This window comes from Mesorhizobium sp. M0195, from assembly GCF_040322115.1.
Taxonomy (GTDB): Bacteria; Pseudomonadota; Alphaproteobacteria; order Rhizobiales; family Rhizobiaceae; genus Mesorhizobium.
In genome coordinates this window covers 233501-248277 of sequence record NZ_JAMYSV010000003.1, presented here as the reverse complement: position 1 = coordinate 248277, position 14777 = coordinate 233501, and the positions used below count along the sequence as shown (strand labels likewise).

At 63.0% G+C, this 14777-nt stretch carries 15 protein-coding genes; 14 read left to right on the top strand and 1 reads right to left on the bottom strand.

Annotated features, from left to right (window positions below; translation table 11 throughout):
• The first annotated feature begins 2 nt into the window (after positions 1 to 2).
• From NKJ12_RS09405 to trmB, 12 genes are all read left to right on the top strand, one after another.
• Entirely contained in the window at positions 3 to 1109 is a 1107-nt protein-coding gene (locus NKJ12_RS09405; RefSeq protein ID WP_352702349.1) for a DUF1513 domain-containing protein, read from the top strand.
• 159 nt (positions 1110 to 1268) lie between these two features.
• Positions 1269 to 1961, top strand: coding sequence for a tRNA (adenosine(37)-N6)-threonylcarbamoyltransferase complex dimerization subunit type 1 TsaB (tsaB, locus tag NKJ12_RS09400; RefSeq protein ID WP_352702347.1), 693 nt, complete (start codon positions 1269 to 1271; stop codon positions 1959 to 1961).
• Complete coding sequence (rimI, locus tag NKJ12_RS09395) at positions 1961 to 2455, top strand: ribosomal protein S18-alanine N-acetyltransferase (RefSeq protein ID WP_352702345.1); 495 nt, start codon at positions 1961 to 1963, stop codon at positions 2453 to 2455. Before tsaB ends, rimI begins: the two co-directional genes overlap by 1 nt.
• Positions 2456 to 2476: 21 nt before the next feature.
• Positions 2477 to 3277 (top strand): lyso-ornithine lipid O-acyltransferase, encoded by an 801-nt coding sequence (gene olsA, locus NKJ12_RS09390; RefSeq protein ID WP_352702343.1) that lies wholly within the window; start codon positions 2477 to 2479, stop codon positions 3275 to 3277.
• 62 nt (positions 3278 to 3339) lie between these two features.
• A complete protein-coding gene (gene miaB / locus NKJ12_RS09385; protein ID WP_352702341.1) occupies positions 3340 to 4749 on the top strand; it encodes a tRNA (N6-isopentenyl adenosine(37)-C2)-methylthiotransferase MiaB in 1410 nt (469 codons plus the stop codon).
• A gap of 83 nt (positions 4750 to 4832) precedes the next feature.
• Entirely contained in the window at positions 4833 to 5825 is a 993-nt protein-coding gene (locus tag NKJ12_RS09380) for a PhoH family protein (RefSeq protein WP_352464821.1), read from the top strand.
• Between the two features lie 17 nt (positions 5826 to 5842).
• Positions 5843 to 6340 carry an rRNA maturation RNase YbeY gene (gene ybeY, locus NKJ12_RS09375; protein WP_352506137.1) on the top strand — a complete coding sequence of 166 codons (498 nt, stop codon included), beginning with the start codon at positions 5843 to 5845 and terminating at the stop codon, positions 6338 to 6340.
• A 28-nt stretch (positions 6341 to 6368) separates the two neighbouring features.
• Positions 6369 to 7442, top strand: a complete 1074-nt coding sequence (locus tag NKJ12_RS09370) for a hemolysin family protein (protein WP_352702339.1) — start codon at positions 6369 to 6371, stop codon at positions 7440 to 7442.
• 69 nt (positions 7443 to 7511) lie between these two features.
• Positions 7512 to 9098, top strand: coding sequence for an apolipoprotein N-acyltransferase (gene lnt, locus NKJ12_RS09365; RefSeq protein ID WP_352702337.1), 1587 nt, complete (start codon positions 7512 to 7514; stop codon positions 9096 to 9098).
• A gap of 137 nt (positions 9099 to 9235) precedes the next feature.
• Positions 9236 to 9655: a helix-turn-helix domain-containing protein gene (locus NKJ12_RS09360; protein ID WP_023676895.1), complete on the top strand. Its 420-nt coding sequence runs from the start codon at positions 9236 to 9238 to the stop codon at positions 9653 to 9655.
• A gap of 331 nt (positions 9656 to 9986) precedes the next feature.
• Entirely contained in the window at positions 9987 to 11276 is a 1290-nt protein-coding gene (gene metK, locus NKJ12_RS09355) for a methionine adenosyltransferase (RefSeq protein ID WP_023719567.1), read from the top strand.
• An 11-nt stretch (positions 11277 to 11287) separates the two neighbouring features.
• Positions 11288 to 11989, top strand: a complete 702-nt coding sequence (gene trmB, locus NKJ12_RS09350) for a tRNA (guanine(46)-N(7))-methyltransferase TrmB (RefSeq protein ID WP_352702334.1) — start codon at positions 11288 to 11290, stop codon at positions 11987 to 11989.
• Positions 11990 to 12047: 58 nt separating this feature from the next.
• Here the strand turns inward: trmB and NKJ12_RS09345 are convergent, their stop codons facing one another.
• Entirely contained in the window at positions 12048 to 12212 is a 165-nt protein-coding gene (locus NKJ12_RS09345) for a hypothetical protein (protein WP_254816264.1), read from the bottom strand.
• A 281-nt stretch (positions 12213 to 12493) separates the two neighbouring features.
• Between NKJ12_RS09345 and rimP the strand changes: the two genes are divergently transcribed.
• Together rimP and nusA are read left to right on the top strand one after the other, a co-directional pair.
• Entirely contained in the window at positions 12494 to 13126 is a 633-nt protein-coding gene (rimP, locus tag NKJ12_RS09340; protein ID WP_254816265.1) for a ribosome maturation factor RimP, read from the top strand.
• A 46-nt stretch (positions 13127 to 13172) separates the two neighbouring features.
• The gene (gene nusA / locus NKJ12_RS09335; RefSeq protein WP_352686820.1) at positions 13173 to 14768 is read left to right on the top strand and encodes a transcription termination factor NusA; all 1596 of its coding nucleotides are present in this window, start codon (positions 13173 to 13175) and stop codon (positions 14766 to 14768) included.
• Positions 14769 to 14777 lie beyond the last annotated feature (9 nt).

The following is a 14777-nucleotide window of genomic DNA, read 5'->3' as shown; positions in this document are numbered from 1 at the left end:
TCATGAAGACGCCGCTGATCGATCGGCGCGATTTCCTGAGGGCCGCGGGCGCTGGTTTCGTGGCGGCGATGGCGCCGTCGGCCTGGGCAAATACACTCGACGCCGACGCGGTCTTCGCCACGGCTTTCGTCAAGCGCGACGGCAGCTATGGCGCGGCCGTCCTGTCCGAGGCCGGCAAGTTGTTGCACACGATCGATCTGCCCGATCGGGGCCACGACGTTACCTTCGACCCGGTGTCTAAGCGTTCGGTGGTGTTTGCCAGGCAGCCGGGCACCTTTGCTGTCGTCTTCGACCATACCGGCCGCGATGAACCGCACACCATTGCCAGCGTTGCCGGCCGGCATTTCTTCGGCCATGGCGTGTTTTCGGCCGATGGCACGCTGCTCTACGCAACCGAGAACGATTTCGACAATGCCGCCGGCGTCGTCGGCGTCTATGACGCGCATGCGAAATTCAAGCGTATCGGCGAGTTCCCGACCTACGGCATGGGGCCGCACGAACTTCTGCTTCTCTCCGACGGCAGGACAATCGCTGTCGCCAATGGCGGCATCGAGACGCATCCGGATTATGGCCGCGCCGAGCTCAATATCGCAACGATGAAGCCTTCCTATGTTCTGGTCGACCGCCTTACCGGCGATCTCACCGAAAAGCACGAATTGCCGCCGGCGCTACACCAACTGTCGATCCGCCATATGGATGCCGACCGGTCCGGCACCGTCTGGTTCGGCTGTCAGTACAGGGGGCCGGGTAACAATCGTCCCCCACTGCTCGGCCGCGCGCCGCGCGGCAAGGAGTTGCAATTGCTCGATATGCCGCAGGACGTGCTCTCCGGCTTCAGGAACTATATCGGCTCGGTCGCCGCCAACCCTGCCGCCGGCACCGTCGCCGTGTCTTCGCCTGAGGGGAATTCGCTTGCCGTGATCGACACGGCCAGCGGCCGCATCGTCGCCACCAAAGTGCTGGTCGAGGTTTGCGGCGTTGCGCCCGATGGGGAAAGCTTCATGGCGACGACCGGCGCCGGCGATATCGTCGAGTCCGGTGGCTCGATACGTTCCGAGCCGGACTATGTCTGGGACAATCACGTGCTGCGTATCGAGCAGGTCGGCTAGTCCCGATACCCATTGTGGCGATTGCGTGCGTTGGAACTTACATTCTTGGACGCGCGCCGAAGCCAAGTCGCCTGACGATTTATCCATTATTCCCTTGCAGGGATCAGCCCTGGCGGGCAGAGGGAAGCTGTTTTCAAACCTGTCTCAACCGGCCGCTTCATGAAATTGCTTGCCATCGACTGTGCCGCCAATCTCTGCGCCGCCTGCGTCTACGACGCGGCGGCCGGGAAAGAACTCGGCCGTTCGGTGCTCGATCTCGGTAAGGGTCATGCCGAGCATCTGATGGGTGTCATCGAAAAGGCGTTGGGGACCAGCAGAACCGACTATTCCGGCCTCGGCGCCATTGCCGTTTCGACGGGTCCGGGCTCCTTCACTGGTCTGCGAGTCGGCGTCTCGGCGGCGCGCGGCCTGGCGCTGGCGCTGAAAATCCCGGCGATCGGCGTGACGACTCTGGAGGCACTGGCGGCAGAGACCGCAGCGATATTTCCCCGCCGCGCCGTGCTCGCAGCGCTCGATGCAGGCCGCGAGGAGATCCATGCGGCACTTTACGATGAGAGGTCGGTTCTGATCTATGGTCCGGCTGTGGCCACGCTCTCGCAAGCCGCAGCCATGGCGATCGACATCTCTCCGGTTCTGGCGGGCACGGCGGCAACCCAAATTGCCGCGGCGGCCGGACGCAGCTTCGATCTCGGCGAGACGGCGGCCACCGCCGACATCGGCGTCTATGCCCGGCTGGCCGCGGCCCAAGGTGCCGGTAAACACGGCGAGGGCGAAAAGCCGAAACCGCTCTATCTGCGGGGTGCCGACGCCAAGCCGCAGGCCGGCTTTGTTTTGTCGAGGCAAAAAAACTGATGCGCATTCCCTTCCTCCAGCCGCGTCGCAGGGACTATGCGCTCGAGCCGCTGACGGTTGCCGACAGCGCGGCCATGTCGGTGCTGCATCGCGAGGATTTCGCGCGGCCGTGGACCGACGACGAATTCGCCGCGCTGCTCGAGCAGGATACGGTGTTCGGCTATGCCGCGCGCGAGACCGGACAGGGTGCCAAGCCGCCGGTCGGCTTCGTGCTGGCGCGGCTGGCCGCCGGCGAGGGGGAGGTCCTGACGGTCGCGGTGGCACGCTCGCACCGGCGCCGGGGGCTCGGCTGGCAGTTGATGGATGCGGTGCTGCGTGAACTGCACGCACAGCGCGCCGAGGCGCTTTTCCTTGAGGTCGACGAGACCAACGTCGCCGCGATCGCGCTCTACCGGCGGCTCGGCTTCCGCGAGGTCGGCAAGCGCGCCAACTATTACAAGTCGCCGGAGCACGGCCCGACCGGCGCGCTTGTCATGCGCCGCGATCTTCGCTAGCCAAACGCCGGGGTGGTGCGGATGATAGGAAAAATCAGGATTTTCCTGGCGCTGGGGCTGGTTGTCGTCGGCTCATTGGTGCTTGTGCCGCTGCAGGTCTTGTCGATGAAGACCGGGCTCTGGCGCGAGACCTTCATCCTGAAGATCTGGCACAGGATGATCATCAGGGCGCTCGGGCTGCGCATCCATGTCAAAGGCGCGCTATCCGGCCAACGCCCATTGCTGATTGCTGCCAACCACATCTCCTGGACCGACATCATGGTGCTGGGATCGATGGTCGACGTGACGTTCATCGCCAGGGCCGATATGGCCGGCTGGCCGCTGATCGGCATGCTCTCGAAACTGCAACGCACCGTCTTCATCGAACGTGAGCGCAAACGTTCGTCGGGCGACCAGGCGAGCGAGATCGCCCGCCGGATGGCCAAGGGGGACGCCATGGTGCTGTTCGCCGAAGGCTCAACCGGCGACGGCAACATGATCCTGCCGTTCAAGAGCACACTGTTCGGCGCCGCTACGATGGCGATTGCTGAAGGGGCGGCCGAACAGGTCTTCATCCAGCCGGTGGCGATCGTTTATACGCGCCTGCATGGCGTGCCACTCGGCCGCCGGCATCGGCCGGTTGCCGCCTGGATCGGCGATGAGGAACTGATGCCGCACCTCAGGGTGCTGATGGCCGAGGGCGCTCTCGACGTCGAGGTGCATTTTGGCGAAGCGATTGCTTTCTCCAAGGGCTCCAGCCGCAAGGAGACGGCAAAGCAGATGGAACGCCAGGTGCGCGAGATGGTGCAGGCGGCGCTCGCCGAACCGCGCCCGAGCCGGTAGTCTGCGCGGTACCGGCCAGATTCGTCTGTTTTTTGTCAGGGAAAGGCGCTAGAAGCCGCGAAATGGAATTGAACACGATAGAACGCGACGACATCGGCGCTGCCGCCGAAGACCTGGTCGTTCCGCCTGCCGCGACCAGGAAGGTCTTCGTCAAGACCTATGGCTGCCAGATGAACGTCTACGATTCGCAGCGCATGACCGATGCTCTGGCGACCGACGGCTATGCCGCGACAGACGCCATTGGCGAGGCCGATCTGGTGCTGCTCAACACCTGCCACATCCGTGAGAAAGCGGCGGAAAAGGTCTATTCCGAACTTGGGCGCATCCGGGAGTTGAAGGCGGAACGTGCCAAGGCCGGGCGCGAAATGCTGGTCGGCGTCGCCGGCTGCGTGGCGCAGGCCGAGGGTGCCGAGATCATCCGTCGCTCGCCGGCGGTCGATCTGGTCATCGGCCCGCAGACCTACCACCGGCTGCCCGCTGTGCTGGCGAAGGCGCGGAGCGGAGAAAAGATCGTCGAGACCGACTATGCCGTCGAGGACAAGTTCGAACATCTGCCGCAGCCCAAGCGCGCCGAACTGATCAGGCGCGGCGTGACGGCGTTCTTGACCGTTCAGGAAGGCTGCGACAAATTCTGCACCTTCTGTGTCGTGCCCTATACGCGCGGCTCGGAAGTCTCGCGGCCGGTGGCACAGATCGTCGCCGAGGCCGAGCGCCTGGCGGATGCCGGCGTGCGCGAGGTGACGCTGCTCGGCCAGAACGTCAACGCCTGGCATGGAAGAGGCGAAGACAGCGAGGAATGGGGCCTTGGCCGGCTGCTGTTCAGGCTCGCAGAGATTCCAGGTCTGGCGCGGCTGCGCTACACGACCAGCCATCCGCGCGACATGGACGATGAATTGATCGCCGCCCATCGTGATTTGCCTGCGCTGATGCCCTATCTACATTTACCGGTGCAATCCGGCTCCGACCGCATACTCAAGGCGATGAACCGCAGGCATATGGCCAAGGACTACCTGACGTTGATCGACCGCATCCGTGCCGCGCGGAACGACATCGCACTGTCCGGCGATTTTATCGTCGGCTTTCCCGGTGAGACGGAAGCGGATTTCGAGGCGACGATGCAGTTGGTGGAAGACGTCAACTATGCCTCGGCCTTCTCGTTCAAATACTCTCCGCGGCCCGGCACGCCGGGCGCCGAAATGAACGATCAGGTGCCGGAGGCCGTCAAGGACGAGCGCCTGCAGCGATTGCAAGCGCTGCTTCTGAAACAGCAGCAGCATTTCGGCGCAAGCCTGGTCGGCAAGACCATCGACACGCTGATCGAAAAGCCGGGCCGCCAAGCCGGCCAGAAGGTTGGCCGCTCGCCGTGGCTGCAGCCGGTTATTGTTGATGAAAAGGCTGGCGAAATCGGTGACATTATCCGGGTACGAATCACGAAGACAGGCTACAACAGCCTGTTCGCCGAATTGGCCTGAAGGCCTCGGCAGATGAGGAGAGACGGTTGAGCGCTGCTGAAGTCAAGAACCTGCCCCAGAATCTACCCTCCGGGGCCTCGGATATGGCGCACATCGTACTGACTTTCGACAATAACAAGCTTGCCAGCGCCCTTTACGGCCAGTTCGACGAGAATCTGGCCAGGCTCGAGCAGAAGCTCGGCGTCGACATCCGCTCGCGTGGCAACCAATTGACCATCAAGGGCTCTTCCTCGGCCGCCGAGCAGGCACGCCGCGCCTTGGACAATCTTTACGGCATTCTGCAGAAAGGCACTGATATCGGCCAGTCCGATGTCGACGGTGCGGTGCGCATGGCGATCGCCACCGACGACCAGCTGACGCTGCCGACGCTGGAGCGCAAGGGCAAGGTGTCCGCCGCCCAGATATCGACACGCAAGAAGACCATCTATGCCCGCTCGCTGAACCAGGACGCCTATATGCGCGCGCTGGAGCGGTCGGAACTCGTCTTCGGCATCGGCCCGGCCGGCACCGGAAAGACCTACCTGGCGGTGGCGCACGCGGCAATGCTGCTCGAACGCGGCATGGTCGAACGCATTGTGCTGTCGCGCCCCGCGGTCGAGGCCGGCGAACGGCTTGGCTTTCTGCCGGGCGACATGAAGGAGAAGGTCGATCCCTATCTGCGGCCGCTCTATGACGCGCTCTACGACATGATGCCGGCCGACAAGGTCGAGCGGGCGATTGCCGCCGAGGTCATCGAGATCGCGCCGCTGGCGTTCATGCGCGGCCGTACGCTGGCGCATGCCGCCGTCATCCTCGACGAGGCGCAGAACACCACGCCGATGCAGATGAAGATGTTCCTGACCCGGCTCGGCGAGAACTCGCGCATGATCGTCACCGGTGATCCGACCCAGATCGATCTGCCGCCGAACACCAAGTCCGGCCTGGTCGAGGCGCTGAGAATTCTCGACGGCGTTACCGGCATGGTGACGGTCCGCTTCAATGAAGGCGACGTCGTCAGACATCCGCTGGTCGCCGAGATCGTCAAGGCCTACGACCGTGACGGCAAGCTGGCCAGGGGCTTAGGTGTCGAAAGCTGATATGATTATGCGGCCGCATGGCTGAGGAGCAAAAGGCGGGAGGGCCGCTTCCCGTCGAGATCGATATCGCCATAGAGGCGGGCGACTGGCCCGACGAGACGACGCTGACGCGGCTGGTCGACCACGCCGTATCGGCCGCCTTTGTCGAAACCGGTGCGGACGGCCGTTCCGAGCTCAGCATCGTCTTCTCCGACGATGCCCATATCCGTACGCTCAATGCCGGCTGGCGCGGCAAGGACAAGCCGACCAACGTCCTGTCTTTTCCGGCTTTTCCCTTTACCAGGGGCGGGCCTCTGCCGCCGATGCTCGGCGACATCGTGCTGGCCGCCGAGACTGTCGCGCGCGAGGCGGCACTGGAAGACAAGCCCGTCGAGGACCATATCTCCCATCTCGTCATCCATGGCCTGCTGCATTTGCTGGGCTATGATCACGAAACGGATGCCGAAGCGGATCTGATGGAAGCGACAGAGCGCGCAGCACTTGCGAGGCTTGCCATTCCCGATCCCTACACGTAATTACAAAAGACCAATTGACCGGACGATGATGAACGACAAACCAGAGACTGCCGCCCGCTCCGACGCCGGCAGTGTGATCAAGCCTTCCGAAACGACGGAAGAGGGCTCGAGTCCGAGTACCACGACCGGCAGCTTCGCCACCGAGGCATCGCCTGCCGGTCCTTCCCTGTTCGATCGCGTGCTCGGGCTTTTCAGGCATCGCAACGGCACCAGCCTGCGCGAGGAAATTGCCGGTGCGCTTGCCGAAACGGCGAGCGATGCAGAATCCTTCTCGCCCGGCGAACGCGCCATGCTCAATAACATCCTGCGCCTGCGCGAAGTGCGGGTCGAGGACGTCATGGTGCCGCGCGCCGACATCGAGGCGGTCGAGATCACGACGAAGCTCGGCGATCTTCTGGGGCTGTTCGAACAGTCCGGCCACTCCCGCATGCCGGTTTATTCGGAGACGCTCGACGACCCGCGCGGCATGGTTCATATCCGCGACGTGCTGGCGCATATCACCAAGGTCGCCCGCGTCAGAAAGGGCAGGACGACCAGGAAAACCCCGGTCGCGACGGTTCTCGATCTCGCCCAGGTCGATCTGGCGCGCACCATCGGCGATCTCAACCTGATCCGACCGGTGCTGTTCGTGCCGCCGTCGATGCTCGCCTCTGACCTGATGGGACGGATGCAGACGACGCGCACCCAGATGGCGCTGGTCATCGACGAATATGGCGGCACCGACGGTCTCGTCTCGCTCGAGGATATCGTCGAGATGGTGGTCGGCGACATCGAGGACGAGCACGACGAGGACGAGCCGATGATTACACAGGCCGGCGAAGGCGTCTTCATCGTCGACGGCAAGGCCGAGATCGACGACGTCGCCAAGATGATCGGCGAGGATTTCGCCGCCGGCGAGCACGGCGAATATGTCGACACGATCGGCGGCATGATCTTCAATACGCTTGGCCGGGTGCCGGCGCGCGGCGAAGTGGTGCAGGCCATACCCGGCTTCGAGTTCCATGTGCTCGACGCCGATCCGCGCCGCGTCAAGCGCGTACGCATCGTCGAGACCTTGAAGGGCGAGCGGCGGCGCCGCGCCGTCCGCACCGAGCAGGCTTAGGGTTTGTTTGGAGCCAAGCCCGCGGCCTGATAAATCTTGCTTCCTGATTCGCACGACTCGGAAGCATTGATGGAGCGCCAGGCCGGCCGGATAATTCTGCTTTGGGGCTGGCGGCGCGCGCTGGTGGCGTTTCTTGCCGGGGCGCTGGCGGTTCTTGCCCAGGCGCCTTACGATTTCTTCGCCGTCTGCTTCGTTTCGTTCCCACTGCTGGTGTGGCTTCTCGATGGCGCGACCGGCGAAGCCTCGGACGGTTTTCTGCGGCGCTTGCGGCCGGCTTTCGCCGTCGGCTGGTGGTTCGGTTTCGGCTACTTTCTTGCCGGTCTCTGGTGGGTCGGCTCGGCGCTTCTGGTCGAGGCCGACAGCTTTGCCTGGGCCTTGCCGTTCGCGGTGGTCGGCATCCCCCTCGCGCTGGCCTTCTTTTACGGTTTCGCTGCCGTGGTTGCCCGGCTGTTGTGGAGCAACGACATCGGCCGCATCGCCGCGCTCGCCCTCGGCTTTGCGCTGGCGGAATGGCTGCGCGGCTTCCTGTTCACCGGCTTTCCGTGGAATGCCGTCGGCTATGCGGCGATGCCGGTGCCTTTGCTGATGCAGAGCGTCTCGGTGACCGGCATGGTCGGCATGAACGCGCTGGCGGTCTTCGTCTTCGCGCTGCCGGCGCTGCTTGCGGCGCGCCAGCATCTTCGCCTCGGCGCGGCGTTGCTTGTCGTTCTCGTCGCCGCCCATGCCGGCTTCGGCTATATCCGGCTCGCCGCCCCCGAAAAACCGGTGGCCCATAGCCTCGACGTCCGTATCGTGCAACCTGCCGTCGATCTCACGGAAAAATGGGATGCCTCGGTGCGTGACCGCATCTTCGCCACCATGATGGGGCTTTCGGCCAAGGCACCGGAACCCGGCCATTACAGGCCGCAATTGATCCTGTGGCCGGAGACCTCGGTGCCGTTTCTGTTCACCGAACGTCCGGATGCCTTGCCTGCCATCGGAGAGATGCTTGGCGATGGCCAGATGCTGGTTGCCGGCGTCGTTCGCGAGGAAGGCGGCTCGGCGGCCGGCAGCCGTTACTACAACTCTGTGGTGGCGATCGACGAAAGGGGCGAAATCGTCGATGCCGTCGACAAGGTCCACCTGGTACCCTTCGGCGAATACCTGCCTTTCGCCGATCTGCTCGGCCGCTTCGGGCTTGAGCAGCTTGTTGCCGGTCCGATGACCTTCGCGGCGGGCAATGAGCGGCACCCGATCACGCTGCCCGGCGGTATCCGAGCGCTGCCATTTATTTGCTATGAGGTCATCTTCTCCGATCTCGTCGCGGTTGACGCAACGTCAGCCGAGCTTATTGTGAACGTCACCAATGACGCCTGGTTCGGCGACACGCCGGGGCCGTACCAGCACTTCAGGCAGGCGCAGATCCGGGCGGTGGAGAATGGGGTGCCCCTGTTACGCGCGGCTAATAACGGCATTTCGGCCGTTGTCGACCCGCGCGGCCGCATCGTCGACGCGCTGGCAATCGATGCACGCGGCGCCATCGATGTGCGTGTGCCGATCTCCAACCAAGCCATCGTTTCCTCCAGCCAACGACGCATTAACGGAATGCTGATCATGTTTTTGCTCGCCGTAGCGGCATGCATTTTGAACGTAAGGCAAAGGCTACGGGCGAATTGACAGCCGACACATTAGAAACTCATACTGTAAGCGCCTGAAAATTTTCGAAGTCGATAAGGTCGTTCTGTTGGGGCACGGGCCGCGGCGTCGTTTGGGCAGCAAAGTAGAAAAAGCCGGAAAAATTCGGCGAGGACAAAATGACAGAAGAAAACAAGAAAAAGCCGAATCCGATCGACATCCACGTCGGAAGCCGCATCCGGCTTCGCCGCAATATGCTGGGAATGAGCCAGGAAAAACTGGGCGAAAACCTCGGCATAACGTTCCAGCAGATCCAAAAGTACGAAAAGGGCACCAATCGCGTTGGCGCCAGCCGTTTGCAGGCAATCGCCTCCATACTCGGCGTGCCCGTCGCCTTCTTTTTCGAGGATGCGCCCGGTCAGGAGCCCGTGGGCAACCGTGGATTTGCCGAGGATGCGTCGATGACCTCCGCCGTCGAATTCTGCGGCAGCCCGGAAGGGCTCCAGCTGAATCGCGCCTTCGTCAAGATCGCCGACGTGAAAGTGCGCCGTAAGATCATTGAGCTTGTGAAGTCGCTCTCCACCGACGAGGTCGATTGACTGGCTCGCGAAGAGTTCAAAGAGGTAGAGTTCGTCGTGGCTGGGCAGGCAATTTCTCCCGCTTGCCCGCATCGAGGGATGTGCATTCCGCAGATGCGCCAAAGCGCGGATCGATTTTGCTCGACACGCTTCCTCGAAGCCGTTTTCCCTCAGTCTGTTGGCGCAAGGGCTGATCGCAGTGCGCCCTGCCGCCGTCTCGGGATGCAAAGATAAATAACGTCAAAATTCATGCCAGAACGGCTGCATGGCTTGACGACCGGCGCCCGGCACCGTTAACAACTGGCGCGCCAAAATCGGCGGCCTGCCGATATTTTTTCAAGAGGGGACACCCGTGACGCGGCACAATTACTTCTTCACCTCGGAATCCGTTGCCGAGGGCCATCCCGACAAGGTCTGCGACCGCATCTCCGACGAGATTGTCGATCTCGTCTATCGCGAAGCCAGAAAGACCGGCATGGACCCGTGGAAGGTCCGCGTTGCCTGCGAGACGCTTGCGACAACCAATCGCGTTGTCATCGCCGGCGAGGTGCGCGTCCCCGAAACGCTGCTCAAGAAGGACAAGGAGGGCAACGTCCTGAAGGATGCGGCCGGCCATCCGATTGTCAACCCGGCCAAGTTCAAGTCGGTCGCCCGCAAGGCAATCCGCGAAATCGGCTACGAGCAGGCCGGCTTCCACTGGAAGACGGCCAAGATCGAGGTCCTGCTGCACGGCCAGTCGCCGGATATCGGCCAAGGCGTCGACAACGCCTCGGACCGGCAAGGTGAGGAGGGAGCCGGCGACCAGGGCATCATGTTTGGCTATGCCTGCCGCGAAACCCCGGACCTGATGCCTGCGCCGATCTATTACAGCCACAAGATCCTCGAACTGCTGGCCGCTGCGCGCCATGAAGGCAGCGGTGATGCAGGCAGGCTCGGGCCGGATGCCAAGAGCCAGGTCACCGTCCGCTATGTCGACGGCAAAGCGGCGGAAGTGACGCAGATCGTGCTGTCGACCCAGCATCTCGATGAGACATGGGATTCGAAGAAGGTGCGCAACGTCGTCGAGCCCTATATTCGCGAAGCACTGGGCGACCTGAAGATCGCCGACAATTGCAACTGGTACATCAACCCGACCGGCAAGTTCGTCATCGGCGGGCCCGACGGCGACGCCGGGCTGACCGGCCGCAAGATCATCGTCGACACCTACGGTGGGGCTGCGCCCCATGGCGGCGGCGCTTTCTCCGGCAAGGACACCACCAAGGTCGACCGCTCGGCCGCCTATGCGGCGCGCTATCTGGCCAAGAACGTGGTTGCCGCGAAGCTCGCCGATCGCTGCACTATCCAGCTTTCCTATGCGATCGGTGTCGCCCAGCCGCTGTCGATCTACGTCGACCTCCACGGCACCGGCAAGGTCGACGAGGCAAAGCTCGAGCGTGCACTGCGCACCGTGATGGACCTGTCGCCGTCCGGCATCCGCCGCCACCTCGATCTCAACAAGCCGATCTATGCCAAGACGTCGTCCTACGGCCATTTTGGCCGCAAGGCCGGCCGCGATGGATCCTTCTCCTGGGAGAAGACCGATCTCGCCAAGGCCCTCAAGGACGCTCTCGCCGAACCGGTCGCCGAAGCAGTCGCCGCCTAACCGCGGCGCCTATGGACCCGAAGGAGCGGCCAAGCCGTGCGACCGAGGCCTTTTTCGGTCGCCGGCGCGGCAAGACCATTCGACCGCAGCAGGCGGCGGCGCTGGAGAGCGGCTTCGCCGCCTACAGGCTCGATCTGACGGTTGAACCGCCGGCCGATCTGCGCAGCCTTTTCGAAGCCGGAGTTTCCGCTGTCCAGCTCGAAATCGGTTTTGGCGGCGGCGAACATCTTCTGCACCGTGCTACGGCCAGCCAGGCGACCGGCTTTATCGGCGTCGAGCCTTTCGTCAACGGCATGGCCAAGATGATGATGGCGGTCCGGGAGCGGCCGCTTGCCAATCTGCGCGTCTATGATGACGACGCCACACGCCTGCTGGACTGGCTGCCGCAGGCTTCGCTTGACGGCATTGACCTTCTCTATCCGGATCCGTGGCCGAAGAAGAAGCACTGGAAGCGGCGCTTCGTCAGCCCGGTCAATCTCGACCGCTTCGCGCGCGTCCTGAAGCACGGCGGAAAGTTCCACTTTGCGTCCGACATCGACAGCTATGTGAACTGGACGCTGCTGCATTGCCGGGCGCACGGCGCCTTCACGTGGCAGGCAAACGAAGCAGCCGACTGGCATCGGCCCTATGATGGCTGGCCGGGGACGCGCTATGAGGCCAAGGCCATTCGCGAAGGCCGACGGCCCGCCTATCTGACCTTCGTGCGGAAATAAGCGGGAAATTAGAGCTGAGCAAAGGCGAGCGGCCGAAGGCTCTCGGCGCTCACTTGGCTCAGAAGCGACGGATCTTGTCGAAGGCTGCCGGCTCCATGCCGAGATTGCGCAGATCATGCGCACGCGGCTTGCGACCGTTTTCCACAGCCCGCGACGCGGCTACGGCGCTGCCGAACACGCTAAAGACATCGCCTATGGCTGAAAAAAATCCACGATTGTTCATGATCGTACCCTTTCGAGCGCAGTGAGCGCTCCAATTGTGCAATGCAATATAGATAGTCGTGCGTGGCCGGTGCTCAAAGGGGGATCACTGCATGGGCGCCATGCATTTGGCGCAGCGCTGCGGACTCGGAGCCTTGCCGTCATGCACGACGGGCTTGAAACGAGGACCACGATCGTCTATATCAGCTTCAAATTCTTGGTCGGTATGACGAAGAGTGGGTCCACCCGGTCCCGCTCTTTTTTATTACCTGCCGACCAACAGGGATCGAGCGACAGGACCGAATGACAGTGACGGCGAGCGAAGGCGACGACCGCATCATCCGCGAAAGCGGCATCGATGCGCGCATCGCGCTGATCGTTCAGCCGGTACTGCGCGCCATTGGCTTCCGCTTGGTACGTGTGCACCTGTCGGGCCAGAACGGGCTGACGCTGCAGATCATGGCCGAGCGCGAGGACGGCACCATGACGGTCGAGGATTGTGAAGAGGTCAGCCGGGCGGTGTCGCCGGCGCTCGATGTCGATGATCCGATCGAGAAGGCTTATCATCTCGAAGTGTCGTCGCCGGGCATCGACCGGCCGCTGGTCCGCAAATCGGACTTTGCAGCCTGGGCCGGCCATCTGGTGAAGATGGAGACGTCTGTCCTCGTCGCCGACCGCAAGCGCTTCAAGGGCAAGATCGCCGAAAGCGACGCGGACGGTGTGGTGATCGAGCGCGACAAGGCCGCTTACGGCGAGGAGCCGACGGTGCGTGTTCCCTACGATGCGATTGCCGAAGCGCGGCTGGTTCTGACCGACGATCTTATCCGCGATGCACTGTCGAAGGACAACCGGGCGCGCAAGGAAGCCAGGAAACGCCGCGGCGAACCCGAAGACGCACCAGCGGGTGCGGAAGACGAAACCGAACAGGAAATGTGATTGGGCTGCCGGCGGTAAGGTCGGCGACAAGCTCGGGAGAAAGAAGATGGTTGTAAGCGCCAACAGGCTTGAACTGCTGCAGATCGCCGATGCGGTCGCGCGTGAAAAGTCGATCGACAAGTCGATCGTCATCGCCGCCATGGCCGATGCGATCCAGAAGGCCGCGCGCTCGCGCTACGGCCAGGAAACCAATATCCGGGCGGATATCAATCCGAATACCGGCGAGATGAAGCTGCAGCGGCTGATGGAAGTGGTCGAGAAGGTCGACGACTACGCGACCCAGATTGCCATTTCCTCGGCGCGCGAGCGAAATCCGGACGCCCAGCTCGGCGATTTCATCGCCGAACAGCTGCCGCCGATGGATTTCGGCCGTATCGCCGCCCAGTCGGCCAAGCAGGTCATCGTGCAGAAGGTGCGCGAGGCCGAGCGCGACCGGCAATATGACGAATACAAGGACCGTATCGGCGAGATCGTCAACGGCACCGTCAAGCGCGTCGAATACGGCAACGTCATCGTCGATCTCGGCCGCGGCGAGGCGATCATCCGCCGCGACGAGCTGATTCCGCGCGAAAACTACAAGTATGGCGATCGCGTCCGCGCCTATGTCTATGACGTGCGCCGCGAACAGCGCGGCCCGCAGATCTTCCTGTCGCGCACCCATCCGCAGTTCATGGCGAAGCTGTTCACCATGGAGGTGCCGGAAATCTACGACGGCATCATCGAGATCAAGTCGGTCGCCCGCGATCCGGGTTCGCGCGCCAAGATCGCTGTCATCTCGCGCGACAGCTCCATCGATCCGGTCGGTGCCTGCGTCGGTATGCGCGGCAGCCGCGTCCAGGCGGTCGTCGGTGAATTGCAGGGCGAGAAGATCGACATCATTCCGTGGTCGCCTTCGGCGGCGTCCTTCATTGTCAATGCGTTGCAGCCGGCGGAAGTCGCCAAGGTCGTGCTCGACGAGGATGCCGAGCGCATCGAGGTCGTCGTTCCCGATGATCAGCTGTCGCTGGCCATTGGCCGTCGCGGCCAGAACGTCCGTCTTGCCTCGCAGCTCACCGGCTGGGATATCGACATCCTGACCGAGCAGGAAGAAAGCGAACGCCGCCAGAAGGAATTCGTCGAACGATCGTCGCTGTTCATGGAAGCCCTCGACGTCGACGAGATGGTCGGCCAGGTGCTCGCTTCCGAAGGCTTCACCAGCGTCGAGGAAGTCGCGTATGTCGATTCCGGCGAAATCGCGTCGATCGACGGCTTCGACGAGGACACTGCTTCGGAAATCCAGACCCGCGCCCGCGAATATCTGGAGAAGATCGAAGCCGAGCACGACGAGAAGCGCAAGGCCCTCGGCGTCAAGGATGAATTGCGCGAGATTCCCGGCATCACCACCGCCATGATGGTGACGCTCGGCGAGGACGGCGTGAAGACGATCGAGGATTTCGCCGGCTACGCCGCCGACGACCTGACCGGTTGGAAAGAACGCAAGGACGGCGAGACGAAGGTATTCCCGGGTGTGCTCGCCAACCATGGCGTATCACGCGCCGATGCCGAGCAGATGGTCCTGGCGGCTCGCCTGAAGGCTGGCTGGATCACCGAAGACGAGCTTGCCGCCGAGGGCGCGCCGGCTGACGAAACCGTCGGTGCGTGAGGTGAAACC